Raw genomic sequence first — 24897 nt, forward strand, 5'->3', positions numbered from 1 at the left:
TCCTTCTTCTTTATTTCAGGTAAGGAATCCAGCTTTCGACGGCTTGCGTCAGAAGCGTGTGTACGTGATCGAATGCAGGCTTGGACTGGCGGTAGGGATCGGGGATCTCCATGTCGTCCCGCCATTTGCCGATCAGGAAGGTCTTGCCATGGACCTCGGGTGCCATCTGGCGGATGTGGTGGATGTGGCTGTTTTCCATGGCGAGGATGAGATCGGCCTCGTGCAGCATGTGGGCATCCACCTGCCGCGCCCGGTGGGCCGTATGCTCCAGCCCGTGCTCCTGCAAAACCTCGTGTGCGGTCTTGTCCATCGGGTTACCTACTAGTGCGCCGATACCTGCCGAACTGATCGTCAGGCCCTTTCCACTGAGCCTGTGCTGGAGCATCGCTTCGGCCATCGGGCTTCGGCAGATGTTTCCGACACAGACGATGAGAATGTTGTTGAACATAAAAAACTCTGCCTCACCGGCCGGCCCGCGAGGGCCCGCCGATTTGGAACGCAAATGAGATAGTGTCTGTCGCCATTAGTTCCTCCCTGATCGCGGCGCCGGCGAGCCATGTGTGACGGCCCTTTGCGGGTGACCGGCGCGGGCGCGTTATCAGTACACGTCCTTGTTCGACAGCAGCGCGGGAACGGTGCGCAGGAGGATGTAGATGTCGAACCAGACGGACCAACGCTCGATGTAGTCGAGGTCGTACTCGACGCGCTTCTCGATCTTCTCGAGCGTGTCGGTTTCGCCGCGGTAGCCGTTGATCTGTGCCCAGCCGGTGATCCCTGGCTTGACCCGATGACGTGCCGAGTATTCGGCCACGGCTTCTTCGAACAGCACGCCAGCGGCCTTGGTCGCGGTGGCATGCGGGCGCGGGCCGACCATCGACATGCTGCCGAGGAACACGTTGAGCAGCTGTGGCAGTTCGTCCAGGCTGGTCTTGCGGATGAAGTGCCCGACGCGGGTGATGCGGTCGTCGCCGCGCGTGGTCTGCCGGTCGGCGTTGGCGTCGCTCTTCTCGTGGTACATCGAGCGGAACTTGAACACTTCGATCAGGCGGTTGTTGTAGCCGTAGCGCTTCTGCTTGAACAGCACCGGGCCGGGCGAGTCGAGCTTGATCGCCAGCGCCACGACCAGCATCACCGGAGCCGCGAAGAGCAGGGCGATGCTCGACAGCACGATGTCCTCGAGGCGCTTGAAGAATGGCGACCAGCCGCGCAGGGGCACGTCGGAGGCGATCAGCGTCGGCAGGCCGGCAACCTCGGTGATGCGCTTGTTGGCCCGGCGGAAGGCAACCATGTCCGGTACCAGCAGCACGTTTACCGGCAGCTGGCGCAGGTGGTCGATGACCTGGCCGATACGGCTGTCGGCGAACCAGGGCAGGGCGACCAGGACCTGGGTGACCTTTTCCTCGCGGATCATGCGTTCCAGATCACGGGTGTTGCCCAGCAGCGGCAGGTTCGCCAGCTCGGACGGCAGGCGTTCCAGTCGGTCGTCGATGAAGCCGAGCACGCCGGTGCGGATGTCGCGGTTGTGCTGCAGGTATTCGGCCACGCGGATACCGTTATCCGTGCCGCCGAGAATCACCGCGTTCTGCAGGTACATGCCGCGCGCCATGCGGCGGCGGAACAGCGAAAGCATGGCCAGCCGTTCGGCACCGAACAGCGCCAGGCTGGTGAAGAACCAGAATGCCAGGTGCTCGCTCTGCAGGTAGCTGAACATGCCCATGCCCTGGTGCATGAAGATCAGCAGGCTGAACGCGGCGGCCCAGGCCAGCAGCATGATGCGGAAGCGCAACAGGGTGCTGAACACCTCCTCGCTATAGATGCCCAGCGACTGGAAGATGATCACCGAGATCACCCCGAAGAACACCAGAAAGGCACTGAACGGACCGCCGGACGACGGCAGATCGGGCAGCAGAAGGAGCAGCAGGAGCCCGGGCAGGATCGCCGTCAGGCCGTGAATCAGCCGGATGCTGGCGAGAAAGTAATCAACGAAGCTTGGGTGAGCATACTCAAGGGTTCCAACGGACTGTAAACGCATTACAAGGCTCCTTCCTCAGCTAAAGCAGCTGACTCAACGCTCGAATTAATCGCCCGCGGATGCCGGCCTTGATGGCAGGCCGCTATCGCAACCGACTCGGGACTCCTGCTCCGACCCTGGGGCCCAACAGGAGTTCAGTCGCTCTCGTCGTGTCGTCGGAAAAATAACGAACTTCGATTTGCCTGCGTAAGTGACTGATTTGTATGGGAAATGAATAGAAGGGCGCTTTTAGAGCGGTTGCCTGCTAGGCGACGAAGGTGAACGCGTTGGGCGCGTCCTATCGAAGTTTTGGATTAATTCCGGGCGACGCAGCACGGCACAAACTTTCGTTTCCGGGTTCAGTCTCATGCGCAACAACCGCAGAAGGATGCGTTCGATGAATCCACCCAAGGCACTGCTGATCCTGCACGGCAAGCAGGCGTCCAATGCCGACGTTCGCGAGGCGGTCACGCTGCAGCGTGAACTCGGCTGGGAGCTGGCGGTACGCGTGACCTGGGAGCCGGGTGATACCGAGCGCCTGGTGCATGAAGCGCTGGCTGCCGGCTACCGCACGCTGATCGCCGGCGGTGGCGACGGAACCTTGCGCGAGACGGTGCAGGCGCTCGTCGCCAGTGGCAGCGATGCCAGCCTGGCGCTGATGCCATTGGGTACCGCCAACGACTTCGCGCGCGCCGCCGGCATTTCCCTGGTGCCGGGGGAGGCGCTTGCCCTGCTCGATGAGCCGCCGGTACTCATCGACCTCGGCGAGATGAACGGTGAGCCGTTCGTCAACATGGCCACCGGCGGATTCGGCAGCCGGGTCACCTCCAGTACCTCCGAAGAGCTCAAGCGTGTGCTGGGCGGCGGCGCCTACCTGTTGACCGGGCTGACGCGCTTCGCAGAGATCGGCTCGGCGCACGGCCGGTTCCGCGGGCCGGGCTTCGACTGGGAAGGCGACTTTCTGGCCTTTGGCGTCGGCAACGGCAGGCAGGCCGGCGGCGGTCAGCTGCTGTGCCCGCAGGCACAAGTGGATGACGGCCTGCTCGATGTGTGCATCGTGCCGGCGCCGGACGACGCCGTCGGTACGCTCGGCACGCTGCTCAGCGGCGGGCTGCTCGGGGTCGACGCTGTTTCAGTCAGCGCGCGGGTGCCCTGGCTGGAGATCGACGCCCCGCAGCCGATCGACGTCAATCTCGATGGCGAGCCGGTGCTCGGCGAGCAGCTGCGCTTCGGCGTGCGCCCGCGAGCATTGCGCATGCACCTGCCGGCCGGCTCCCCGCTGCTTGTCGGCAACTGACGCCGGCTGCGAGAAATCCGCCTGCAACGGTAAAGCCTGGCGCGACGCGGCCGATACCTCGGTATCCCGCGTTAACCAAGGAGTCCGCCATGGCCGGAATTCTCGACTCAGTCGATCAACGTACCCGTCTGGTGGGGCAGAACCGCCTGGAAATCCTCATGTTCCGGCTGGCCGGGCGGCAGAAGTTCGCGATCAACGTGTTCAAGGTGCAGGAAGTCGTCCAGCTACCGAAGATGACGCTAATGCCGCATCGCCACAGCTCGGTGTGCGGGGTGATCAACCTGCGCGGCCAGACGCTGCCGGTGATCGATCTGTCCCTGGCGATCGGCCTGCGCCCGCTGGTGCCCGATGAGCGCAGCACCATCATCGTCACCGAATACAACCGTACCGTGCAGGCGTTTCTGGTTGGCAGCGTCGACCGCATTCTCAACCTGAACTGGGACGAGGTGATGCCGCCGCCGAGCACCGCTGGCCGCCAGCATTACCTCACCGCGATCACCAAGGTCGAGAACGAGCTGGTCGAGGTGATTGATGTGGAGAAGGTCCTCGCCGAGATCGTCCCCTACGACACCAGCATTCCGGCCGAACGCCTGGCCGACCCGCTGCTCGAGCGCGCGCGCGGTCGCGAAGTGCTTTGCGTCGACGATTCGAGCGTCGCCCTGGCCCAGCTGCGCGATACCCTGGTGCAGCTCGGCGTGACGATCCATACCGCCACCGACGGCCTCAAGGGGCTGAACATGCTGCGCGCCTGGGCCGATGCCGGTGAAGTGCTGACCGACAAGCTGCTGATGGTCTTCACGGATGCCGAAATGCCGGAGATGGACGGCTATCGGCTGACCACCGAGATCCGCCATGACCCACGCATGCGCGACCTCTACGTGGTGCTGCACACCTCGCTGTCCGGTTCGTTCAACCAGGCGATGGTGCAGAAGGTCGGCTGCGACAACTTCCTTTCCAAGTTCCAGCCGGAAAAGCTCGTCGACGTGGTGCGCGATCGCTTGCAGCGCGACGAACCGCACTGACGCGGCCTGCGTTATGCTGCGGCGCTTCCCTGCCGTTGGAGGCGTCGCATGCAGCTTTCCTCGATCTACCGCTTTGCCCTCAAGTCGGCCGCTGGCGAGTCCCTGTCAGCGGCACGAACCGACTCGCTTGGTCTGGTCGGCGATCGGCGCTGGATGCTGGTCGATGCGCAGAGTGGGCGCTTCCTGACCCAGCGCCTGCTGCCGCAGATGACCTTGCTCCAGGCGCGCTGGCTGGCAGCCGACACACTGGGCCTGACGGCGCCGGGCCAATCGCCTATCGAAGTGAAGGTTCCCGGCGCGGACAGCCCGCGCTGCGGTGTGCTGATCTGGAAGGAGACGCTCAGTGTGCCGGATGCCGGTGATGCCGCGGCCGCCTGGCTGAGCGACTGGCTGCAGCGCCCGTGCCGCCTGGTTTATCTGCCGGCCGAGCAGGGCATCCAGATCGACCGGAACTATGCCCGGCCGGGCGAGCGAGCGGCCTTCAGTGACGGTTTTCCCTTCCTGCTGATCGGCCAGGCCTCGCTGGATGATCTGATCGAGCGCGTCGGACGTCCGCTGAAGATGCTGCGCTTTCGTCCCAACCTGGTGGTCGCCGGAGCCGAACCGTATGCCGAGGACCGCTGGAAACGCATCCGTATCGGCGACTTGGAGCTGCGGGTGGTCAAGCCCTGTTCGCGTTGCGTGATCCCCACGATCGACCTGCTGACCGCCGAGCGCGCAGCGGACCGCGAGCCGCTGACCACGCTGCTGGGCTACCGCAAAGGCGAGGGTGGCGTGTTCTTCGGCCAGAACCTGATCGCCGAGCGACCTGGCGAGTTGGCGGTCGGTATGCCCGTCGAAGTGCTCGAGTGAGGGCTCACTGGCCCTCGAAGTAACGCTCGTGCCATTCCACCAGCGGCTGCGGTGTATTGAGCTTCTGCCCGTAGATGACCGAGTAGGTCAGCACGTTCTGCACGTACTGGCGGGTCTCGTCGAAGGGGATGTTCTCGACCCAGACGTCGAACGAGAGATGCTCGGCGTTGCGCAACCACTGGCGAACCCGCCCGGGGCCGGCGTTGTAGGCGGCCGAGGCAAGGACCCGGTTGCCGTTGAACTGGTTGTAGATCTGGCTGAGGTAGGCGGTGCCGAGCTGGATGTTGACGTCCGGGTTGAGTACCTGCTGGGTTGACGACAGCGGAATACCGAAGCGCCGCGCGGTTTCCTTGGCCGTGGCCGGCATCAGCTGCATCAGCCCGGTGGCACCGACGTGCGAACGTGCGTCGGCCATGAAGGCGCTTTCCTGTCGGGTAATCGCGAAGGCCCAGCTGGGGTGGATTTCGCGTGCGCGAGCGGCCTTGACCAGGGTGCCGCGATGGGCCATCGGAAAGCGGATGTCCAGGTCGTCCCAGTACTGGGCCTGGCTGATCGTGCGGATCGCCGGGAAGTACCAACCCTTTTCGTAAGCCAGCTGCGCCTGGGCGACCAGCTCGTCGCGGTCAAACAGGCGGCTGACGTGATACCACTCCCGACGGCCGTCGACGATCTGTCCGCGGGCATGAAATTCCAGGGCCCGCCGGATGCCGGCGGTGTTGCGCACCTTCTGCATCACCTTTGGCGGCAGGTTCAAAGGCTGGTGGTTGAGCTTGTACGGGGCCTGGATACGGTCGGCCGACAGAAAGCCATAGAAGTCCCGCTCCTTGGCGACCGGGGCATAGAGCGAGATGGCTTGCGGACTGTTCGGTTCCTTCAGCTCCAGGCTGCGTGCGCGCCAGTAGCGCCAGCGGTTGGTCTTGGCCAGGTCTTCGGGGAAGCGACTGGTCAGGGCGTAGGCATCGTCCCAGCGGCCCAGGCGCAGCAGCAGCCGCGCACGCCACTCGCTGACGGTGTTGTCGCGCAGTTCGGGGTCGTATTCGGCCATGACTTGCAGGGCGCGACTGTCGAAGCGCCGCGCCAGCGTCAGGCCGATCTGCCGGGCGATGGCAACCTTCTCCTCGGCCGAGAAGGCCATGCGCCGGGCGTAGCTGTCGAGCAGGCCGAGCGCCTTTTCCGGATCCTGACGGGCCAGGCGGCGCAGGCCGATCGAGACCACGTCGGCCATGGCCGTGTTGCCGCTGGCGAAGCGCTCGGTCTGGCTCAGTAGCTGAGGTTTCTGCGCCACTTCGAGCAGCAGCTCGCCATAGGCCCGGTGGCTGGTGAGCTGCTTGATCAGGTAGCTGGCCAGGCCATAGTTGCCGTTCTCCACGGCCAGCTTGGTGCGTTTCCAGCGACGCTCCTCGGTGAGCCCGCCGCGTGCCTGCCACATCTCGAACAGTGCGTCACAGGCCTCCGGCTGCGACTTGCCGACCAGCCAGAGCTTCTCCGCGGTGTTGTCGCCCTCGGCGACCGAATGGCTGACCTGGTACTGACCGAACAGGCAGTCGAGTTCGGTGAAATTGAGCTTGGGGTCGTAATAGGCGAGAAAGGTCTTCCAGTCGCCACGCGCGGCCAGCAGGCGCAGCCAGCGCAGCTTGAGCCAACCGATCTGGGGCAGGTCGCCGTGCTCGGCGAGAAACTTCTCGACATCGGCGTTGCTGGCGCTTTTCAGGCGAGCGGTCAGCTCGTCGTAGGCGAGGTACGGCTCCAGCGGGTAATCCCGCAGTACGGAGGCATAGCGACGATAAGGCCCGCTGTCGCCTTTCTCCAGCGCCCGCTTGGCTTCGTCGTAGTAGCGACGCTGCTGCTCCAGGCTCGCGGCGGTAGCCTGGAGCGCGAGGGTGGTGATCAGCAGGGACAGCAGGAGGCGGGGGAGTCGACTGCGCATGAAACTTCCGGGGCAGATGGAGCGGGGGACCACGGGCACTAGCTTAGCTTGCCGCCCGAGGCAGTTAAACGTGCTATCGGCTGGCCGGCGCGAGAAAACAACGCCGCCGACGAACGACATCCAGGCCGCAACGTAGACGGCACGGGCCGGCTGTGCGAGAGCTGAGCCAGGGCCGGGTTCGCCTTGCCGTCTGCTAGAATGCGCGCCCTGTTTTCCGGAGGTAGTCATGACCCTGCTCAAGTTCGCCGATGTGTCCCTCGCCTATGGCACCACGCCCCTGCTGGACAGGGTGTCCTGGCAGATCGCACGTGGCGAGCGGGTGTGCGTCATCGGCCGCAACGGCACCGGCAAATCCAGCATGCTGAGCCTGGTCAAGGGTGTGCGGCAGCCCGATGACGGCGAGATCTGGCGCGCGCCTGGGCTGAAGATCGGCGAGCTGCCCCAGGAGCTGCCGCGAGCCGACGAACGTACCGTGTTCGATGTCGTGGCCGAGGGGCTGGCCGGAGTCGGTGAGCTGCTCGCCGAGTATCACCACTTGAGCATGAACATCCAGAACGATGCCGACCTGGAAAAGCTGACGCACGTGCAGCAGGCCCTCGAGGCCAAGGATGGCTGGCGCCTGCAGCAACTGGTCGACAGCACCTTGAGCCGCCTGCAGCTGCCGGCCGACCGCACCCTGGCCGAACTCTCCGGCGGCTGGCGCCGGCGTGTGCTGCTGGCCCAGGCGCTGGTGTCCGAGCCGGACCTGCTGCTGCTAGACGAACCGACCAACCACCTGGACATCGGTGCCATCGCCTGGCTGGAAGACGCATTGGCGGGCTTCAACGGCGCCGTGCTGTTCATCACCCACGACCGTGCCTTCCTGCAGAACCTGGCCACGCGCATTCTTGAGCTCGACCGCGGCCACCTGATCGACTGGAACGGCGATTACGCCAGCTTCCTGGTTCACAAGGAGCAGCAGCTGGCAGCCGAAGAGACCGCCAACGCGCTGTTCGACAAGAAGCTGGCCCAGGAAGAAGTCTGGATTCGCCAGGGCATCAAGGCACGACGCACCCGCAACGAAGGCCGCGTCCGAGCGCTCAAGGCGATGCGCGCCGAGCGCAGCGAGCGGCGTGAGCGCCAGGGCAAGGCCAGCTTCCAGCTCGAATCGGCGGACAAATCCGGCAAGCAGGTGATCGTCGCCGAACACGTCAGCTTCGCCCACCCCGGTGGCGAGCCGCTGATTCGTGACTTCTCCATGGTGTTGCAGCGCGGCGACCGCATCGGCCTGCTCGGGGCCAACGGTTCGGGCAAGACGACGCTGCTCAAGCTGCTGCTCGGCGAACTGCAGCCCAGCAGCGGCAGCATCCACATCGGTACCAAGCTGGAAGTGGCGTATTTCGACCAATTGCGTCACCAGCTGGACTTGGAGAAGACGGTCATCGATAACCTTGCCGAAGGCCGCGAGTTCATCAGCATCGATGGGCAGAATCGCCACGTGCTGAGCTACCTCGGCGACTTCCTGTTCAGCCCGCAGCGCGCGCGCACGCCGGTCAAGGCGCTCTCGGGCGGCGAGCGGGCACGGCTCTTGCTGGCTCGCCTGTTCAGCAAGCCGGCCAACCTGCTGGTGCTCGACGAACCGACCAACGACCTCGATGTCGAGACGCTCGAGCTGCTGGAAGAGGTCCTGCTGGGTTTTGCCGGTACTGTGCTGATGGTCAGCCACGACCGGGCCTTTCTCGACAACGTGGTCACCAGCACGCTGGTGTTCCAGGGCGACGGGGAGGTGCGCGAGTACGTTGGCGGTTACCAGGACTGGCTGCGCCAGGGCGGTTCGCCAAAGCTGCTCGGCATCGCCGAGCGTGCCGAGAGTCGGGCCGACAAGCCGCAGGCAACCGAGGCCAGCACGCCGGCGACGGCGCCGCAGGTCGAGCCTGCCGCGAAGAAGAAACTCAGCTACAAGCTGCAGCGTGAGCTCGATGCCTTGCCCGGCAAGATCGACGAGGTGGAGCAGGCCATCGCCGCCGTACAGGCCGAGATCTCCGCGCCGGCGTTCTACCAGCAGCCGAGCGAGGTGACCGGGGCTACGCTGGCGCGGCTGGAAAGCCTGCAACAGGATCTCGATACGCTGGTCGAGCGCTGGGCCGAGCTGGAAGAATGAGGCGCGGTCGCCATTCTCGATGGCAGAGATGGCGAACTGATGGCCAAGTGAGATGGGTCAATGCTGGCCCGATCGGCGCCTATTAAGTTGCGCCGGTCGCAGTCACGATGATGGAGCATAGATGGCTATCGAGTACCGAATCACCCTGGATGACGAGCACGATTTCAGCTACCGGATCGAACTGGATCGTAGCTACGATCGTGAGGCGGAGGCCCAGGCGCCGCACTGGACGCGGCTGGAGCATCAGCGCTGTGCCAATTGCCCGCTGAGTCGCGAACAGTTCAGCCACTGCCCCGCAGCGGTCGATCTGCACCGCGTGATCGAGGATTTCCAGGGCCTGCCGGCCGTGCAGAAGGCGCTGGTCTGGGTCCGTACGCCGGAGCGAGAGTACACCAAGGTGGTTGGGCTGGAAGAGGGCTTGCGCGCGCTGCTCGGCGTGATCATGGCAACCAGCGCCTGCCCGGTCCTGGCGCGGCTCAAGCCGATGGCGCAGCAGCATCTGCCGTTTGCCAACAATCGGGAGTTCGTACTGCGCGCGGTGTCGCTGTACCTGGCGCGGCAATATTTCAACCTGCGCGAGGGTCGTCATGCCGATTGGGAGTTGCGTGGCCTGGTGCGTTCGTTCCAGCAGTTGCAGCTGGTCAATCAGGCGTTCTGGCAACGGATTCACGACACCTGCAAGGGCGACTCCAACCTCAAGGCGTTCCTGACCTTCTTCTCGATGGCCTCGAGCCTGACCGTTTCGCTGGAAACCCAGCTGCAGAAAATCCGCCCGATGGTGATGGCTGCAGGCGACGAGGTGGAAGTCGTCGCCTGAGACGCCTGCTGGCCCCGCGGATGCGCGGGGCCGTTGCTTTATTCGGACTTTTTCAGGCGCACCGCCAGCACGTCGCATGGCGCACCGTGCAGGATGTCGTTGGCGGTCGAACCCAGCAGCAATGCCAAGCCGTGCCGGCCATGGCTGCCGACGACGATCAGATCGCAGTTCTGCTCCTTGGCCAGCCGGTGGACTTCCTGACGCGGCTGGCCGTAGGCGATGTGGCGATGTTCGGGGAGCAGGCCAGGGTACTGCTCGGCAAAGACATTCAAGCGGTCCCGTGCCTGATCGAACTGCTGTTGCTGCAGGGTCGACAGGTCCATGGGCACGTCACCGCCGAAGGCCATGGCCATCGGCTCGATGACGTGGACGAGCATCAGCTTGGCGCCGCTGCTGTTGGCCAGATCCTGCGCCCGCGCGACGACCGGATGGCACTCCTCGTGGAGGTCGGTGGCGACCAGTATGTTCTGGTAGGGCATGGTGATTCTCCTCGGCTTGCGTATGGCAATTATGGCCCGCAGTGGCGCGAGCGCTGTTCTGATGGCTGCCGTTATACGAGCCCGGCGGGCGATGCGCCAGTGTTGCATGGTCGCGCCGAACCACCGGACCGGCGTCGGGCTGCTATCATGCCGCCCTTGTGTGCCGGGTCGCCTTTTGCGCTGCGAGAGTATTTGAATGGAGATGTTTCACAACGACTATCTGCTGGCCTGGAGCGTGTATCTGGTCGCTGCCCTGGGTTGCCTGCTGGTGTGGTTCCGCTTCACCGGCTGGATGTGGCGGGCCCTGCGCGAGCCGTTGCGGCTGATCGTTGCGGTGCTGCTGTTCACGCCGACGATCGTCGACCCCGCCAAGGAGCAGTTCGCTCCGGCGATCGCCATCACGGCGATGGACATTCTGCTCGATGTCGGCAACAACGCCTGGCGCGCCGTGGCCGACCTGGCGCTCTACGGTGTGATCGCCTTTGCGCTGTACCTGCTGCTGGTGCTGGTGCGCTGGCCGATCGAACGCAAGGCGCGCCAGCGCCGGGCCGCTCGTACCGAGCAGGCGCAGGAAGAGGACGAGGACCCGCGCACCCTGCGCGAGCGGCTGGCAGCGGGCGAACCGCAGGATTACGTGCCGCACGGCCGCTACGTGCGAACCGAACCCAGGCTCTAGGTCCTCGTCTTAGCTCACGACCTTCTCGCGGAGTATCGGCATGTGCGAATTGCTTGGCATGAGCGCCAATGTCCCCACCGATGTCGTTTTCAGTCTCACCGGCCTGATGCAGCGTGGCGGGCGCACCGGCCCGCATCGCGACGGCTGGGGCGTCGCCTTCTACGAGGGGCGCGGCCTGCGCCTGTTCCAGGACCCGGTCGCCAGCTGCGATTCGGAAGTGGCGAAGATGCTGCAGCGCTACCAGATCAAGAGCGAGGTGGTCATCGGCCACATCCGGCACGCCAACGTCGGAACGGTGTCGCTGGCCAACACCCATCCGTTCACCCGCGAGCTGTGGGGGCAGTACTGGTGCTTCGCGCACAATGGTCAGCTGGCCGATTTCTATCCGGCCGAAGGCTTCTATCGGGCGGTCGGAGAAACCGACAGCGAGGCGGCATTCTGCGATCTGCTCAACCGGATACGCGACCAGTTCCCCAGCCCGGCACCTGCCGAGTCGCTGCTGCCGCTGCTGATCGAGGCGTGCGGCGAGTACCGGACCCGCGGTGTGTTCAACTGTCTGCTGAGCAACGGCGAATGGCTGTTCAGTTTCTGCACCACCAAGCTGGCGCAGATCACTCGCCGAGCACCGTTCGGCCCGGCGCAGCTGCGTGATGCCGAGCTCAAGGTGGATTTCCGCGCCGAGACCACGCCGGACGACGTGGTGACCGTGCTGGCCACCGAGCCGCTGACCGACAATGAAGCGTGGGACCTGCACGCGCCCGGCCAATGGAGCCTCTGGCGCCTGGGCCATTGTGTCGCCAGTGGGCAGGTGCCGGCATGTTGAGAAGCTACCTTCGCCTCGCGCTGTTCGCCCTGGGCCTGCTGGTCGGCGTCCAGGTACCGGGCTTTCTCGAGGCCTATACCCGTCACGTCGAGGCCCGCCGATTGGAAGCACAGGAGGCACTGCGCGGCTTCCACGACACCGCGCGGCGCTTCTTCGATGGCGATCTCGACGCCCTGGTCGAGCACTACCGTGGCAGCGACGATCCGGTGATCCAGAGCGATGCGGCCAGCGTCGATCGACTGGTGCAGCGCGCCGCGCTGCTCGAGCGCGAGTGGCAGGCGATGCAACATCCCTGGTATGCCCGCGCCTGGCATGTGCTGATGGGCGCCGAGCGTTCGCTGCGCCAGGAGGTCTGGCGCAGCTACGAATTCCGTGTGCTGCTGGCGCCGGACGCGGTGGCCTGGGGCATCGGCTTGGCGCTGTTGCTGGCCTGGCTCGTCGAGAGCCTGTTGCTCGGGCTCAGCTATCCGTTCCGGTCACGCCGCAGGCGCCAGCGAATCTATCGCTGAGCGCGCCTGCACGGTCGTGCTACTTGGCAAGAAAACGCATGCCTTCTTCCAGCCCGCTCAGGGTCAGCGGGTACATGCGGTCCTCGACCAGTTCGCGAACGATGCCGGTCGAGGCGGTATAGCCCCAGGTGTCCTTCGGGTAGGGGTTGATCCAGACCAGCTTCTTGTACTTTTCCATGAAGCGCTGCATCCAGACGTAGCCGGCTTCCTCGTTCCAGTGCTCGACGCTACCGCCGGCCTGGGTGATTTCATAAGGCGCCATCGCCGCGTCGCCGACGAAGACCACCTTGTAGTCAGGGCCGTACTTGTGCAGCAGGTCCAGTGTCGAGGTGCGTTCGGACATGCGACGGAAGTTGTTCTTCCACACCGACTCGTAGATGAAATTGTGGAAATAGAAGAACTCGAGGTTCTTGAACTCCGTGCGGCAGGCCGAAAACAGCTCTTCGCAAACCTTGACGTGGGCATCCATCGAGCCGCCGATGTCCATCAGCAGCAGCAGCTTGACCGCATTGCGGCGCTCGGGGCGCATCTGGATATTCAGCAGGCCGGCGTCGCGCGCGGTGTGGTCGATGGTGCCGTCGATGTCGAGTTCGTCGTGCGCGCCTTCGCGGGCGAACTTGCGCAGTCGGCGCAGGGCGATCTTGATGTTGCGCGTGCCGAGCTCGACCTGATCGTCGAGGTTCTTGTACTCGCGCTGATCCCAGACCTTGACCGCCTTGCCCTGGCGCTTGCCGGCATCGCCGATGCGGATGCCCTCGGGGTTGTAGCCGCCTGAGCCGAACGGGCTGGTGCCGCCGGTACCGATCCACTTGTTGCCGCCAGCGTGGCGCTCCTTCTGCTCCTCGAGGCGTTTCTTGAACTCCTCGATCAGCTTGTCCAGACCACCGAGCGACTGGATCTGGGCGCGCTCCTCGTCACTGAGGTGGCGTTCGAACTCCTTGCGCAGCCAGTCTTCGGGGATCAGTGCCTCGATGTGCCGGTCCAGGTCTTCGAGACCCTTGAAGTAGGCGCCAAACGCCCGGTCGAATTTGTCGAAGTGGCGCTCGTCCTTGACCATCACGGTGCGCGCGAGGAAATAGAACTCGTCCATGTCGGCAAACACCACACGGTGCTTGAGCGCGTCGATCAGATCGAGCAGTTCGCGTACCGAGACCGGAACCTTGGCGGCACGCATTTCGTTGAACAGGCCAAGCAGCATGACTAAACCTCGGGCGTGCCGTTGCTGGCACGTGCAATCAAGTTAACTATCGGCAGGGTGCTGGGGCAGGTCGTCGGCAATTTCGTACCAGTCCGCCTTCGAGCCGACATAGATATGCGACTGCGTGGGTGGAGGCAGCGGTGAGTCGAGCGTGCCCACCGCGACGCCCAGTTCGTGCTCGCGGTTGTCGACGAACTGAAGGTTCGATCCGCAGCGGATGCAGAACGTACGGGTCACGTGTTCGGACGAGTGATAGACGCCCAGTTGATCCTTGCCGGAAAGCAGGTGGAACGCATCCAGAGGCACGCCGGCATAGCTGGCGAAGGCCGCGCCGTGCGCCTTGCGACACATCTTGCAGTGGCAGTGGCTCACGGCGTTTATCGGTGCGTCGATGCGATAGCGCACCACGCCGCACAGGCAACTTCCGGTATGCGTTTGCATGGCTCTTCTCCAGCAGGTGTCGGCGGTTCGGCAGCGACGCTGCCGTGTCTCAGCTGACGTTAGACGACGCCGCTGCGAGCGGCGAATCCGCCGGCTGGCCGACCGACGACAGGCGCTGTCAGCGGCTTGCGCGCCGGCTCATGAACGCCAGGCGTTCGAGCAACATCACGTCCTGTTCGTTTTTCACCAGTGCGCCGGCCAGCGGCGGGATCGCGCGAGTCGGGTCACGCTCACGCAGCACCGCTTCGCCGATCTCGTCGGCCATCAGCAGCTTCAGCCAGTCGACGAGCTCGCTGGTCGAGGGTTTTTTCTTCAGGCCGGGGACCTTGCGCACGTCGAAGAAGATGTCCAGCGCCTCGGAGACCAGCGACTGCTTGATGCCGGGGTAGTGGACGTCGACGATCTTCTGCAGCGTCTCGCGGTCGGGAAAGGCGATGTAGTGGAAGAAGCAGCGGCGCAGAAAGGCGTCCGGCAGTTCCTTCTCGTTGTTCGAGGTGATGATGATGATCGGGCGCTGCCTGGCCTTGATGGTTTCGTTCGTCTCGTAGACATAGAACTCCATCTTGTCGAGTTCCTGCAGCAGGTCGTTGGGAAACTCGATGTCGGCCTTGTCGATCTCGTCGATCAACAGAATGACGCGCTCCTCGGCCTCGAAGGCCTCCCAGAGCTTGCCTTTCTTGATGTAGTTCTTCACGTCGTGGACCTTGTCCACGCCCAGCTGCGAATCGCGCAGACGGCTGACCGCATCGTATTCGTAGAGGCCCTGGTGGGCCTTGGTGGTGGACTTGATGTGCCAGGTGATGAGCTTGGCGCCGAAGGAGTCGGCCAACTGCTCGGCCAGCATGGTTTTGCCGGTGCCCGGCTCGCCCTTGACCAGCAAGGGTCGTTGCAAGGTGATGGCCGCGTTGACGGCGAGCTTTAGGTCGTCGGTGGCGACGTAGGACTGAGTACCTTCGAATTTCATCGCGAATTCCTTGGCCGGCCTGGCATGCAGGCGTTGAGGGACAGGGGGTCGACTATAAGGGAAGGGTGGCTGTCTGTGAACGCGAGGCGATCATTCAGTCACTGAATGATCGCCAGCAATGTCCGACGTCCTTCATTGCCCCTCGTCCAGCGAGTGCTCGAAGCGCGCGGTGAAGGCCTGCACGAAGGCGTTACGCAGCACGGCGATAAATGCCTGGAATGGACTCATGTCAGCCGACTGCGTACTGCCGGACAGTTCGATACGCGTGGCGAACTGGTCTTTGCGCTGGTTTTGCAACACCTCCTGGCCACCGCCGACCACCGCCTCCCACAGACCTTGGAAAAAGCCCTTGTCGTCGTTTTCCACGTCCTGCTCCAGATCGAACACGTCGACGTTGCGCAGCAGTGGCTTGATATAGCCGCTCAGCTGGCCATCGGTGGCTTCGACTTCCATCACCAGATCGGCGGTGCCGCCTGCGAAGTCGAACTTGCCGTACGCCTGGCTGAAATCGTTGAGCTGGGTAAGTGCGACGCCTGTGGTTCGCAGGTTCAGCTCGAAGTCCTGCCATTCGGTGAACGGGTCGAAACGGGCGCTGGCCTCGATCGGGTCACGGTTGAACAACTTGCCGGTGCCCTCGAAGGTCGCCACGCGCTTGCCATCCTCGCCCCGCGTGTTGGTCAGGTTGTACAGCGAGGCATCAACATCGCTGGCGTAGACGTGCACCTGCGGGTCGGATGCGAAGTTGCGAAACGACACCTGGCCATCGACCACGCGGATTTCGTTCAGTGTGATCGGCAGCAGCTCTTCGAGCTTGTCGCGCCAGTCGACGCCTTCACCGCTCTGTGACTCACCTTTGTCGCCGCCATCGACGAAATTGAGCTCGGGGCGCTCGAAGGTGACTTCGGCGACGATCGCGCGGTCCTGCCACAGCGCGCGCCAGCTGATCGCAATGTCGATTTCGGGCGCTTTGAACAGTGGGGCCTGCACCTGCTTGTCGCGCTTTTCGATCCGTAGGCCTTGCAAAGGATAGGCGCCTCGCCACCAGGCCAGGTCGACATCGTCGACATGGCCGCTGTAATCGCCCATCTCGGCCATCGTTTCGTTGAGGTAGTTGCGCACCAGTACCGGGAGCGCCAGGTGCAGTACGAGCAACAGCAGGACGAGGGCGGCGACAAGCCAAAGGGGTAGATAGCGGCGTTTCATGGCAGATCCGACGGCTCGGGTTCCCTCGGTGGACCGCATGGGGCTGGGGCGAGTTCGGCTGGACGACCGCCCCGGCTGGGCATAGGCTTTCCGGCCTGATCTGATTCTTCTGAAGGGACACCCGATGAGCCGCATCTACGCAGACAACGCACGTTCGATCGGCAATACGCCGCTGGTCATGATCAATCGCCTAGGGCCCAAGGGCGTCAGCATCATGGCCAAGATCGAAGGCCGTAACCCCGCCTATTCGGTCAAGTGCCGCATCGGCGCGGGAATGATCTGGGATGCCGAGGAAAGTGGCCGGCTCAAACCCGGCATGACCCTCGTCGAGCCGACCTCGGGCAATACGGGCATCGGCTTGGCCTTCGTCGCGGCGGCGCGAGGCTACAAGCTGATTCTCACGATGCCGGCTTCGATGAGCCTTGAGCGGCGCAAGGTGGTCAAGGCGCTCGGCGCCGAGCTGGTGCTGACCGAGCCGGCCAAGGGCATGAAGGGCGCGATCGACAAGGCCTCGGAGATCGCCGCATCCGATCCGACGCGTTATTACATGCCCCAGCAGTTCGAGAACCCGTCCAACCCGGCGATCCATGAAAAGACCACAGGTCCGGAAATCTGGAACGACACCGACGGTGGCGTCGACGTGCTGGTAGCCGGGGTTGGCACCGGCGGCACCATCACCGGCATCTCGCGCTACATCAAGCACGGCAAGGGCAAGCAGATTCTCAGCGTCGCGGTCGAGCCGAGCGGCTCGCCGGTGATCAGCCAGACCCTGGCGGGCGAAGAGGTCAAGCCCAGCCCGCACAAGATCCAGGGCATTGGCGCCGGCTTCGTGCCGAAGAATCTCGACCTGTCGATCGTCGACCGGGTTGAGCAGGTCGACGACGAGGAAGCCAAGAGCATGGCGCTGCGCCTGATGCGCGAGGAAGGCATTCTCTGTGGTATTTCCGGTGGCGCCGCGATGGCCGCCGCGGTGCGTCTGGCTGAGCGGCCGGAGATGCAAGGCAAGAATATCGTGGTGATCCTTCCCGACTCCGGCGAACGCTACCTGTCCTCGATGCTGTTTGCCGACATGTTCAGCGAGCAGGAACTGGTGCAGTAAACACGCAGCGGCCGGCTGTCGCTGCCCGTTGGCCGGGTTCGTCGTGTTCCGGCTTTTCGGGCCGCCGATGGCTGGCTAAGCTCGGCTGATGATTTCCTGAGGTTCCCGCATGGCGACGCAATGGCCCGCGACCGAGATTGCCCGGCAGATACTCCTTGGCTTCGACGATTATCGCGAGTGCTTTCGCCTGATCACCGAGGGCGCGCGGGCGCGCTTCGAAGGCGCTCACTGGCAGGAGGCGCAGCGCGCCTCCGCCGAGCGGATCAACCTCTATGAAAAGAAGGTTAGCGAGACGCGCGACGGGCTGCTCGCGACCTTCGCGCGTGACGAGTTGCTGCAGGTCGAACGCTGGCCGCAGGTCAAGAGCGCCTACATAGAACTGATCGATCCGCGCTTTGACGACGAGCTGTCGGAGACCTGGTACAACTCGATCTTCTGCGGGCTGTTCAGCCACGACTGCATCAGCGATGGCACCATGTTCATCCACACCACCCGGCCGTCGGCGACCGGACGCGAACGGGTGGCGCAGACGCGCAGCTACAGGCCGAACGGCGACCTGCTTGGCGTGCTCGAACGGATACTCGACGACTACGCGTTCGCGGTGCCCTATGTCGACCGGGCCAGCGATCTCCGTCAGCTGCATGCGCAGCTGTGCGAATCGCTGCCCGACTGGGTGTGCAAGGACCCCGAGCTGACGGTCGAGCTGTTCGTCTCGGTGCTCTACCGCAACAAGGGCGCTTATCTCATCGGGCGTATCTTCACCCCCGACGAGCAGTGGCCGCTGGCGATTCCGCTGATCCACCGCGAAGGCGAGGGGATCATTGCCGACGGTGCGATCACGGACGAGGCGGAAGTGTCGATCATCTTTTCCTTCACGCGCTCCTACTTCATGGTCGAGGTGCCGGTCCCGGCCGAGTTCATCGGTTTTCTCAAGCGGATCCTGCCGGGTAAGCACATCGCCGAGCTGTATACCTCGATCGGCTTCTATCGCCACGGCAAGTCGGAGTTCTATCGGGCGCTGATCAATCACCTGGCCAATACGGACGACCGTTTCGTGATGGCCCCAGGCGTGCGTGGCATGGTGATGAGTGTGTTCACGCTGCCGGGCTTTACCACGGTATTCAAGGTCATCAAGGACCGCTTCTCGCCGACGAAGATGGTCGACCACGCAACGGTCATCGAGAAGTACCGGCTGGTCAAGAGTGTCGATCGGGTCGGGCGCATGGCCGATACGCAGGAGTTCGCCGATTTCCGTTTTCCCAAAGCGAAGTTCGAGCCCGAGTGCCTGGCCGAGCTGCTCGAGGTCGCGCCGTCGACGGTCGAGGTCCAGGGCGACAGCGTGCTGGTGCGGCACTGCTGGACGGAGCGACGCATGACGCCGCTGAATATCTATCTGGAAACGGCCAGTGAACAGCAGCGGCGCGAGGTGTTGGATGACTACGGCCTGGCGATCAAGCAGCTGGCGGCGGCGAACATCTTCCCCGGCGACATGCTGCTGAAGAATTTCGGCGTCACGCGCCATGGACGCGTGGTGTTCTACGACTACGACGAGATCTGTTTCCTCAGCGAAGTGAACTTCCGTCATATCCCGCCGCCGCGCTACCCGGAGGACGAGCTGGCCTCCGAACCCTGGTACTCGGTGGGGCCGAACGACGTCTTTCCCGAGGAATTCCCGCGCTTTCTGTTTACCGATGCCCGGCTACGGCAGTTGTTCGCCCAGTTGCATGGCGAACTGTACGACGCGGATTACTGGAAAGGCCTGCAACAGGCGATTCTGGCCGGCAAGGTGATCGACGTCTTTCCTTATCGCCGGCGCGGCGAAAGACAGTGATGAGGCTCGCCGGTTGAAGAGGTGCTGAACGCCTGGGCCGTCCGCCGGTCGCAATTGAAAAGGCCGGTAATACAACGCCGGGGCACGAGCCGCCGTAGCGCGAAAAGGAACAGGCGAGGCATCGAAACTTGGATTATGCTCGGTAAAAGCCAGCATGGCTGCGCTGTGACCCGTTTCAAGCAGGAGGGTTCGACCATGAAAGCACGGCTCAATCAAATCATCTGGAAAATGGCAGTCACCCTCGGGCTGGTCGAGCCGCCGCGCATGCAGCCGATCCCGGTACGTGCCCAGCGCGCCGCCGCCCGGCCGCGTCGCCGCTGAGTTGCCGCCGCCGCGGCCGGCGTTCACTGCCCGGGGATTGGCGGTCCGCCGCGTTCGGTTGCCCGTTGGTAAGCCGGACGCGTTTGGATGCGTGCCAGATAATCCATCAGTCGCGGGCGGCTCTCGTTCAGGCCGGCCCGGGCAGCGGCCGCTCCGATCGGATAACTCATCTGAATGTCGGCCGCGCTGAATTCGTCGCCGGCGAACCAGCGGGTCTTGGCCAGTTCGGCCTCCATATAATCCAGGTGCAGGTCCAACTGCGGGCCGATGAAGGCCTTGTTGGCCTTGGTGGCGATCGCCTTTGCGATAGGTCGGACAAAGAACGGCATCGGCGCCTGCGCCACGCGATCGAATACCAGCCGTAGCAGCAACGGCGGCATGGCCGAGCCCTCGGCATAGTGCAGCCAGTAGCGATAGCGCAAATAAGCCGGCGTACCCGGTAAAGGCCGCAGACGGCCTTCATCATGCGCATCCAGCAGGTACTCCAGAATCGCCGCAGACTCGGCGACAGTCAGGTCGCCATCGGTCACGACCGGGGACTTGCCGAGCGGGTGCACCGCCTTGAGGTCGGCCGGGGCGAGCAGGGTATCCGGGTCGCGCGCATAGCGGCGTAGCTCGTAGGCGAGCCCTAGCTCCTCGAGCAGCCAGAGCACGCGGTGCGAGCGGGAATGTTCCAGATGGTGGACGGTGATCATGCGGATTCTCGGCGAAGGGTGCGGCTGCAAGCATAGACGCTCTGCCGGCTCCGGCCCGGCTGTGGCAGACTCGCCGCCGAGGTGAACCATGTCCCGACCGTCCTGCTCCCGCTGCCAACGCCCATCCGATCGCTGTCTGTGTGCGCTGATTCCATCGCTCGAGAGCCACGTGCAGGTCCTGATCCTGCAGCACCCAAGCGAGGCACGGCATGCGCTCAATACGGCGCGCCTGGCTGCGCTCGGGCTGCGCAATGCCGAGCTGCGCGTTGGCGAGAGCTTTGCGCCGCCAGCGGACGAGTTGCCAAGCTACCTGTTGTTCCCTGCCGATGATGCGCTCGCGCCGTCGTCGCTGGTTGCCGCCGGGCCGCTGCGCCTGATCGTACCCGATGGCACCTGGCGCAAGGCGAGAAAGCTGCTCTATCTGAATCCCTGGCTGGCGGCGCTGCCGCGCATTGCCCTGCCGGAAGGGCTGGCCTCGCGCTATCGTTTGCGCAAGGCGCCAGAGCCTGGCGCGCTGGCGACAGTGGAGGCGATCGCGACCGCATTAAACCTGCTGGAAGGTACGCAGCGCTTCGATGCGTTGTTGCGGCCGTTCGACGCTCTGATCGACGGGCAGATCAGTGCAATGGGCGAGGAGCTTTACCGGCGACATCACCCCGATGCGCCGGGCTAGCGACTCAGGGGCGGGCAGAAACGTCCAGTGTCTTCAGGCGAAGGATGTAGAGCGTCACCAGTGACGCGCTAAGCAGCATGCCGATACGTGCCCAGAACAGCGGTACCAGCCAGCATGACAGGCCGATGCTGGCCCACATCAGCACGAGCGTGTAGACCTTGCCGCGTAGCGGAATGCCATTGCCTTCCAGGTAATCGCGAAACCAGGGCCCCAGGCTCGGATGGTTCACCAGCCACAGGTAGAACCGCTCCGAACTGCGCACGAAGCAGGCGGCGGCAAGCAAGAGAAAGGGAGTGGTAGGCAGGACCGGCAGAAAGATGCCGATCACCCCGAGACCAACCGCCAGCCAGCCTACCGTCAGCAGCGCATAGCGCAACACCGGGTTGCGATAGCGCTGCACGTCGCGGTGGGCCATGGCGCTGGCCTTGTGTCAGTGGCGCCGAGGCTTGAGCAGGGCCGGTTTTTCCTCGGGCGCATGGCAGATCAGGTACAGCGCGGTGAGGATTTCCGGAATTTGCGACACCATCTCGGCCACCAGTTCGGAGCTGGCCGCGATCTCGGCGAACTCAGGCTGCTCATCGAACAGGCCGGACCCGACCATGATCGGCAGCAGCAATTCGCTGACTTCCTCTTCGGCCTCCTCGAACCAGGCTTCCTCGCGCAGGAAAACGCCTTCCATGAAGCCGATGCACCAGCCGCGAAGGTCGGATTCGTCCGGCTCGTCACCGAGGTCGAGTTGGCAGGGAAGCTCCATGTCCTCGTCGCTGGCGAGCTGGCGGGCAATGTGCGCCTTGAGCTGAACCAGCGTGGCCTCGATGGCCTCGCGCTCGGTGTCGTCCTGATAGTGCGGCGGCTCGGCGAACAGCGCGTCGATCCACTCGCGCTCCGGTACCTGCTCGGAGCAGATGGACAGGGCGGTCAGGTAGCCATGTGCGGCGATGTAATCAAGTGCTTCCTCGTGCAGGTCGTCGGCGTCGAGAAAGACCTGCAGGCGGGTGAGTTGCTCAGCGAAAGACATCGGGAACTACCTTGGGGACGAATTCAGGCGGATTCTAGACGAGCCGCGAAGCAGAGGCCACTCGCCGGCCCGACGAGCGCTATGCGAAGGCTGCGGCACGACCGGCGGCAGCCCGTCGACGGACCCGGGGCGACACCTGACGTATACTGCGCGCCTTGTTTCGGAGACCGGCATGCTCGACCAGGCACAACGCATCCTCAAAGACGTTTTTGGCTACGACGCCTTTCGCGGCAATCAGGCGGCGATCATCGAGCGGGTCGCCCGTGGCGGCGACGCCCTGGTGCTGATGCCGACCGGCGGGGGCAAGTCGCTGTGCTACCAGGTTCCGGCGCTGTTGCGTGACGGGCTGGCCGTGGTGGTCTCGCCGTTGATCGCGTTGATGGAGGATCAGGTCGCCACGCTGGATGAACTCGGCGTGCCGGCGGTAGCGCTCAACTCCATGCTCGAGGCCGACGCGCAGCGTGATATCGCCGAGCGTATTCGCCGCAACGAGATCAAGTTGCTGTACCTGGCACCCGAGCGCCTGGTGCAGCCGCGCATGCTGGCCTTTCTGCAGCGACTGAACATTGCGCTGTTCGCCATCGACGAAGCGCATTGCGTGTCGCAGTGGGGCCACGATTTCCGCCCCGAGTACCTGCAGCTTGGCCAGCTTGCCGAGCTGTTTCCCGAGGTGCCGCGCATTGCGCTGACGGCCACTGCCGACAAGCGGACCCGCGAGGAGATCGTTCGGCGCCTGCATCTGCAGGATGCCGAGCGCTTTCTGTCCAGCTTCGATCGGCCAAACATCTTCTACCGCATCCTGCCCAAGGATCAGCCGCGCAAGCAGCTGATGGGCTTTCTCGCCGAGCGCCGCGGCGATGCCGGCATTGTCTATTGCCTGTCGCGCAAGAAGGTCGAGGAGGTCGCCGAGTTTCTTTCCGCCCAGGGCTTTCCGGCGCTGCCTTACCATGCGGGGCTGCCCAACGAGTTGCGCGCCTATCACCAGAAGCGCTTTCTCAATGAGGAAGGCCTGATCATGGTGGCAACCATTGCCTTCGGCATGGGCATCGACAAGCCCAACGTGCGTTTCGTCGCTCACCTGGACCTGCCCAAGTCGCTGGAGGCCTATTACCAGGAAACCGGGCGCGCCGGGCGCGATGGCCTGCCGGCCGATGCCTGGATGGCCTATGGCCTGCAGGACGTGGTCTTTCTCAAACAGATGCTGGCCAATTCCGAAGGTGATGAACAGCACAAGCGCGTCGAGCTGCACAAGCTCGACGCCATGCTGGCGTTGTGCGAGGAGACCCGCTGCCGGCGACAGGCACTGCTGGCCTATTTCGACGAGGTGCTCGCCGAGCCCTGTGGCCATTGCGACAACTGCGTCGACGGTGTGCAGACCTGGGATGCCACCGAGCCGGCTCGTCAGGCGCTGTCGGCGATCTACCGCAGCGGACAGCGTTATGGGGTTGGCCATCTGGTCGACATCCTGCTTGGCAAGGACAACGAGAAGATCCGCAGCTTCGGCCATCAGCAGCTCTCGGTGTTCGGCGTCGGCAAGACGCTCTCCGAAGGCGAATGGCGCACGCTGTTTCGTCAGCTGGTCGCACGCGGTCTGGCGGACGTCGATCTCGAGGGCTACGGCGGTTTGCGCCTGAGCGAGAGCTGCAGGCCGTTGCTGCGTGGCGAGGTGCGCCTGGAGCTGCGCCGTGAACCCGCTGCGAGCAAGGCGCCGCGCAGCGGTGCCAGCCCCGCCAGCAGCCTTGTCCGCCAGGAGGAGCGCGAGACCTGGGAAGCGCTGCGCAGCTTGCGTCGCAAACTGGCCGAAGAGCATGGCGTGCCGCCTTATGTGATTTTTCCGGATGCGACGCTACTGGAAATGCTGCGTAGCGGCCCGCGCACGCTTGCCGACATGGCTGGGGTCAGCGGCGTCGGTGCGCGCAAGCTCGAGCGCTACGGCCAGGCGTTTCTCGATGTGCTGCAGGGCGGTGCCAAGGTCGAGCGAAGTGCCGGCGATCTGCGCCACGAGCTCATTTCGCTGGCTCGCTCCGGCATGACGCCAACGCAGATCGCGCGGCAGCTCGACTGCACCGAGAAGAATGTCTACGCCATGCTGGCCGAAGCCATCAGTGCGCAGCAGCTGAGCCTGGAGCAGGCGCTCGACTTGCCCGAGGCGCTGCTCGAGGAGATCCAGGCGGCTTTTCTCGACGGCGAAGGCGAGCTTCCCGGCGTCGCCGAGGTGGCCCCGCTATTCACCGGCCGCGTGCCCGATGCGGTGCTGTATTGCGTGCGTGCGGCCCTGCAGGCGGAGTTCGAACTGTAACCGGCTGCGTCAGGCCTGCAGGAGCAATGTGCCGCTACGCCTGATCTGTAGCGCGCTGCAGCGGTGGGTGGCCATTGGCGCTGATTGCATCACGCCATTGGTAGTCTTGCCTGCGTTTCGAGGCTGTGGTTAGCTCGCTAATAATTAGCAATTCTGGAAACCCAGACCTCATGTTTACCGAGCAACACCGCTTTGCCATGCAGCTGGCTCAACTGTCGCGTGGCTGGCGCGCCGAACTGGATCGGCGTCTGGCCGACCTGGGCCTCTCACAGGCCCGTTGGCTGGTTCTGCTGCACCTCGCCCGTTTTGATCATCTCCCCACCCAGCGCGAGCTGGCGCAGAGCGTCGCCGTGGAAGGGCCGACCCTGGCACGCCTGCTCGACAGTCTCGAAGCGCAGGGCCTGGTGCACCGTCAGGCTTCGCCCGAGGATCGGCGCGCCAAGCGGATCTCCCTCGGTGAGCCGGCGCTGCCGCTGATCCGCAGGATCGAAGCGATCTCCACGCAGGTCCGCGAAGAGCTGTTCGCCGGTATCCCGGAGGAGGACCTGCGCAAATGCCAGCAGGTCCACGCACGCATCCTGGCCAACCTCAACAAGCGCTGA

General features: G+C 64.2%; 25 protein-coding genes. 14 read left to right on the plus strand and 11 right to left on the minus strand.

The annotated features are described in order from the left end of the window. Positions 1–10 precede the first annotated feature (10 nt). On the minus strand, positions 11–448 hold the full coding sequence (locus CL52_RS07395; RefSeq protein WP_041106035.1) for a low molecular weight protein-tyrosine-phosphatase: 438 nt from the start codon (positions 446–448) through the stop codon (positions 11–13). Positions 449–598: 150 nt separating this feature from the next. After that, the gene (locus CL52_RS07400) at positions 599–2032 is read right to left on the minus strand and encodes an undecaprenyl-phosphate glucose phosphotransferase (RefSeq protein ID WP_041106033.1); all 1434 of its coding nucleotides are present in this window, start codon (positions 2030–2032) and stop codon (positions 599–601) included. Positions 2033–2408: 376 nt separating this feature from the next. On the opposite strand from CL52_RS07400, the gene yegS reads away from it, so the two are divergent. From yegS to CL52_RS07415, 3 genes are all read left to right on the plus strand, one after another. Further along, on the plus strand, positions 2409–3308 hold the full coding sequence (gene yegS, locus CL52_RS07405; protein WP_041106030.1) for a lipid kinase YegS: 900 nt from the start codon (positions 2409–2411) through the stop codon (positions 3306–3308). Between the two features lie 89 nt (positions 3309–3397). After that, entirely contained in the window at positions 3398–4330 is a 933-nt protein-coding gene (locus CL52_RS07410; protein ID WP_041106029.1) for a chemotaxis protein CheV, read from the plus strand. Positions 4331–4378: 48 nt separating this feature from the next. Beyond that, complete coding sequence (locus CL52_RS07415; protein ID WP_043219495.1) at positions 4379–5182, plus strand: MOSC domain-containing protein; 804 nt, start codon at positions 4379–4381, stop codon at positions 5180–5182. Between the two features lie 4 nt (positions 5183–5186). Here CL52_RS07415 and CL52_RS07420 read toward each other — a convergent pair whose 3' ends face one another. After that, positions 5187–7109, minus strand: a complete 1923-nt coding sequence (locus tag CL52_RS07420) for a transglycosylase SLT domain-containing protein (RefSeq protein WP_043219496.1) — start codon at positions 7107–7109, stop codon at positions 5187–5189. 226 nt (positions 7110–7335) lie between these two features. Between CL52_RS07420 and CL52_RS07425 the strand changes: the two genes are divergently transcribed. Both CL52_RS07425 and CL52_RS07430 read left to right on the plus strand, forming a co-directional pair. Continuing rightward, positions 7336–9249 (plus strand): ATP-binding cassette domain-containing protein, encoded by a 1914-nt coding sequence (locus tag CL52_RS07425; RefSeq protein ID WP_043219497.1) that lies wholly within the window; start codon positions 7336–7338, stop codon positions 9247–9249. Positions 9250–9370: 121 nt separating this feature from the next. Further along, entirely contained in the window at positions 9371–10066 is a 696-nt protein-coding gene (locus CL52_RS07430) for a DUF6901 family protein (RefSeq protein WP_041106024.1), read from the plus strand. Between the two features lie 38 nt (positions 10067–10104). Here the strand turns inward: CL52_RS07430 and CL52_RS07435 are convergent, their stop codons facing one another. Beyond that, on the minus strand, positions 10105–10545 hold the full coding sequence (locus CL52_RS07435) for a universal stress protein (protein WP_041106022.1): 441 nt from the start codon (positions 10543–10545) through the stop codon (positions 10105–10107). 196 nt (positions 10546–10741) lie between these two features. Here CL52_RS07435 and CL52_RS07440 point away from each other — a divergent pair, with 196 nt between their 5' ends. The 3 genes from CL52_RS07440 to CL52_RS07450 are packed head-to-tail and all read left to right on the plus strand — an operon-like array spanning position 10742 to position 12553. Then, entirely contained in the window at positions 10742–11221 is a 480-nt protein-coding gene (locus tag CL52_RS07440) for a hypothetical protein (protein WP_041106020.1), read from the plus strand. 40 nt (positions 11222–11261) lie between these two features. Further along, the gene (locus CL52_RS07445) at positions 11262–12044 is read left to right on the plus strand and encodes a class II glutamine amidotransferase (protein WP_043219500.1); all 783 of its coding nucleotides are present in this window, start codon (positions 11262–11264) and stop codon (positions 12042–12044) included. After that, entirely contained in the window at positions 12038–12553 is a 516-nt protein-coding gene (locus CL52_RS07450) for a DUF2937 family protein (RefSeq protein ID WP_043219503.1), read from the plus strand. The genes CL52_RS07445 and CL52_RS07450 overlap by 7 nt, the downstream gene beginning before the upstream one ends. Positions 12554–12572: 19 nt before the next feature. Here the strand turns inward: CL52_RS07450 and CL52_RS07455 are convergent, their stop codons facing one another. The 4 genes from CL52_RS07455 to CL52_RS07470 form a co-directional block, all read right to left on the minus strand. Continuing rightward, positions 12573–13751, minus strand: coding sequence for a vWA domain-containing protein (locus tag CL52_RS07455; RefSeq protein ID WP_041106014.1), 1179 nt, complete (start codon positions 13749–13751; stop codon positions 12573–12575). Between the two features lie 42 nt (positions 13752–13793). Then, positions 13794–14192, minus strand: coding sequence for a GFA family protein (locus CL52_RS07460; RefSeq protein ID WP_043219505.1), 399 nt, complete (start codon positions 14190–14192; stop codon positions 13794–13796). 118 nt (positions 14193–14310) lie between these two features. Then, positions 14311–15156 (minus strand): AAA family ATPase, encoded by an 846-nt coding sequence (locus CL52_RS07465; RefSeq protein WP_041106010.1) that lies wholly within the window; start codon positions 15154–15156, stop codon positions 14311–14313. A gap of 132 nt (positions 15157–15288) precedes the next feature. After that, complete coding sequence (locus tag CL52_RS07470) at positions 15289–16359, minus strand: DUF748 domain-containing protein (RefSeq protein WP_043219509.1); 1071 nt, start codon at positions 16357–16359, stop codon at positions 15289–15291. Between the two features lie 124 nt (positions 16360–16483). On the opposite strand from CL52_RS07470, the gene cysK reads away from it, so the two are divergent. The 3 genes from cysK (at position 16484) to CL52_RS21615 (ending at position 19610) form a co-directional block, all read left to right on the plus strand. Continuing rightward, positions 16484–17458, plus strand: coding sequence for a cysteine synthase A (gene cysK, locus CL52_RS07475; RefSeq protein ID WP_043219512.1), 975 nt, complete (start codon positions 16484–16486; stop codon positions 17456–17458). 109 nt (positions 17459–17567) lie between these two features. Next, positions 17568–19289, plus strand: a complete 1722-nt coding sequence (gene aceK / locus CL52_RS07480; RefSeq protein WP_043219515.1) for a bifunctional isocitrate dehydrogenase kinase/phosphatase — start codon at positions 17568–17570, stop codon at positions 19287–19289. Positions 19290–19484: 195 nt separating this feature from the next. Beyond that, on the plus strand, positions 19485–19610 hold the full coding sequence (locus tag CL52_RS21615) for a PA1414 family protein (protein WP_256363845.1): 126 nt from the start codon (positions 19485–19487) through the stop codon (positions 19608–19610). 23 nt (positions 19611–19633) lie between these two features. On the opposite strand, the gene CL52_RS07490 is transcribed toward CL52_RS21615, so the two are convergent. After that, a complete protein-coding gene (locus CL52_RS07490) occupies positions 19634–20305 on the minus strand; it encodes a glutathione S-transferase (RefSeq protein WP_043219520.1) in 672 nt (223 codons plus the stop codon). 88 nt (positions 20306–20393) lie between these two features. Between CL52_RS07490 and CL52_RS07495 the strand changes: the two genes are divergently transcribed. Beyond that, complete coding sequence (locus CL52_RS07495) at positions 20394–20978, plus strand: tRNA-uridine aminocarboxypropyltransferase (protein ID WP_043219524.1); 585 nt, start codon at positions 20394–20396, stop codon at positions 20976–20978. 4 nt (positions 20979–20982) lie between these two features. Here the strand turns inward: CL52_RS07495 and CL52_RS07500 are convergent, their stop codons facing one another. Both CL52_RS07500 and CL52_RS07505 read right to left on the minus strand, forming a co-directional pair. Beyond that, the gene (locus CL52_RS07500) at positions 20983–21393 is read right to left on the minus strand and encodes a YbaN family protein (protein WP_041105999.1); all 411 of its coding nucleotides are present in this window, start codon (positions 21391–21393) and stop codon (positions 20983–20985) included. Between the two features lie 15 nt (positions 21394–21408). Beyond that, on the minus strand, positions 21409–21996 hold the full coding sequence (locus tag CL52_RS07505) for a UPF0149 family protein (RefSeq protein WP_043219527.1): 588 nt from the start codon (positions 21994–21996) through the stop codon (positions 21409–21411). A gap of 172 nt (positions 21997–22168) precedes the next feature. On the opposite strand from CL52_RS07505, the gene recQ reads away from it, so the two are divergent. Both recQ and CL52_RS07515 read left to right on the plus strand, forming a co-directional pair. After that, on the plus strand, positions 22169–24295 hold the full coding sequence (recQ, locus tag CL52_RS07510) for a DNA helicase RecQ (RefSeq protein ID WP_043219532.1): 2127 nt from the start codon (positions 22169–22171) through the stop codon (positions 24293–24295). A 170-nt stretch (positions 24296–24465) separates the two neighbouring features. Continuing rightward, positions 24466–24897: a MarR family transcriptional regulator gene (locus CL52_RS07515; RefSeq protein WP_041105993.1), complete on the plus strand. Its 432-nt coding sequence runs from the start codon at positions 24466–24468 to the stop codon at positions 24895–24897.

The organism is Stutzerimonas balearica DSM 6083 (genome assembly GCF_000818015.1).
In the GTDB taxonomy this organism is placed as follows: Bacteria; Pseudomonadota; Gammaproteobacteria; order Pseudomonadales; family Pseudomonadaceae; genus Stutzerimonas; species Stutzerimonas balearica.

Excerpts from the sequence above, each read along its gene's own strand:
- CL52_RS07395 (WP_041106035.1), bottom strand. The coding sequence starts at position 448 with ATGTTCAACAACATTCTCATCGTCTGTGTCGGAAACATCTGCCGAAGC.
- CL52_RS07400 (WP_041106033.1), bottom strand. The coding sequence starts at position 2,032 with ATGCGTTTACAGTCCGTTGGAACCCTTGAGTATGCTCACCCAAGCTTC.
- yegS (WP_041106030.1), top strand. The coding sequence starts at position 2,409 with ATGAATCCACCCAAGGCACTGCTGATCCTGCACGGCAAGCAGGCGTCC.
- CL52_RS07410 (WP_041106029.1), top strand. The coding sequence starts at position 3,398 with ATGGCCGGAATTCTCGACTCAGTCGATCAACGTACCCGTCTGGTGGGG.
- CL52_RS07415 (WP_043219495.1), top strand. The coding sequence starts at position 4,379 with ATGCAGCTTTCCTCGATCTACCGCTTTGCCCTCAAGTCGGCCGCTGGC.
- CL52_RS07420 (WP_043219496.1), bottom strand. The coding sequence starts at position 7,109 with ATGCGCAGTCGACTCCCCCGCCTCCTGCTGTCCCTGCTGATCACCACC.
- CL52_RS07425 (WP_043219497.1), top strand. The coding sequence starts at position 7,336 with ATGACCCTGCTCAAGTTCGCCGATGTGTCCCTCGCCTATGGCACCACG.
- CL52_RS07430 (WP_041106024.1), top strand. The coding sequence starts at position 9,371 with ATGGCTATCGAGTACCGAATCACCCTGGATGACGAGCACGATTTCAGC.
- CL52_RS07435 (WP_041106022.1), bottom strand. The coding sequence starts at position 10,545 with ATGCCCTACCAGAACATACTGGTCGCCACCGACCTCCACGAGGAGTGC.
- CL52_RS07440 (WP_041106020.1), top strand. The coding sequence starts at position 10,742 with ATGGAGATGTTTCACAACGACTATCTGCTGGCCTGGAGCGTGTATCTG.
- CL52_RS07445 (WP_043219500.1), top strand. The coding sequence starts at position 11,262 with ATGTGCGAATTGCTTGGCATGAGCGCCAATGTCCCCACCGATGTCGTT.
- CL52_RS07450 (WP_043219503.1), top strand. The coding sequence starts at position 12,038 with ATGTTGAGAAGCTACCTTCGCCTCGCGCTGTTCGCCCTGGGCCTGCTG.
- CL52_RS07455 (WP_041106014.1), bottom strand. The coding sequence starts at position 13,751 with ATGCTGCTTGGCCTGTTCAACGAAATGCGTGCCGCCAAGGTTCCGGTC.
- CL52_RS07460 (WP_043219505.1), bottom strand. The coding sequence starts at position 14,192 with ATGCAAACGCATACCGGAAGTTGCCTGTGCGGCGTGGTGCGCTATCGC.
- CL52_RS07465 (WP_041106010.1), bottom strand. The coding sequence starts at position 15,156 with ATGAAATTCGAAGGTACTCAGTCCTACGTCGCCACCGACGACCTAAAG.
- CL52_RS07470 (WP_043219509.1), bottom strand. The coding sequence starts at position 16,359 with ATGAAACGCCGCTATCTACCCCTTTGGCTTGTCGCCGCCCTCGTCCTG.
- cysK (WP_043219512.1), top strand. The coding sequence starts at position 16,484 with ATGAGCCGCATCTACGCAGACAACGCACGTTCGATCGGCAATACGCCG.
- aceK (WP_043219515.1), top strand. The coding sequence starts at position 17,568 with ATGGCGACGCAATGGCCCGCGACCGAGATTGCCCGGCAGATACTCCTT.
- CL52_RS21615 (WP_256363845.1), top strand. The coding sequence starts at position 19,485 with ATGAAAGCACGGCTCAATCAAATCATCTGGAAAATGGCAGTCACCCTC.
- CL52_RS07490 (WP_043219520.1), bottom strand. The coding sequence starts at position 20,305 with ATGATCACCGTCCACCATCTGGAACATTCCCGCTCGCACCGCGTGCTC.
- CL52_RS07495 (WP_043219524.1), top strand. The coding sequence starts at position 20,394 with ATGTCCCGACCGTCCTGCTCCCGCTGCCAACGCCCATCCGATCGCTGT.
- CL52_RS07500 (WP_041105999.1), bottom strand. The coding sequence starts at position 21,393 with ATGGCCCACCGCGACGTGCAGCGCTATCGCAACCCGGTGTTGCGCTAT.
- CL52_RS07505 (WP_043219527.1), bottom strand. The coding sequence starts at position 21,996 with ATGTCTTTCGCTGAGCAACTCACCCGCCTGCAGGTCTTTCTCGACGCC.
- recQ (WP_043219532.1), top strand. The coding sequence starts at position 22,169 with ATGCTCGACCAGGCACAACGCATCCTCAAAGACGTTTTTGGCTACGAC.
- CL52_RS07515 (WP_041105993.1), top strand. The coding sequence starts at position 24,466 with ATGTTTACCGAGCAACACCGCTTTGCCATGCAGCTGGCTCAACTGTCG.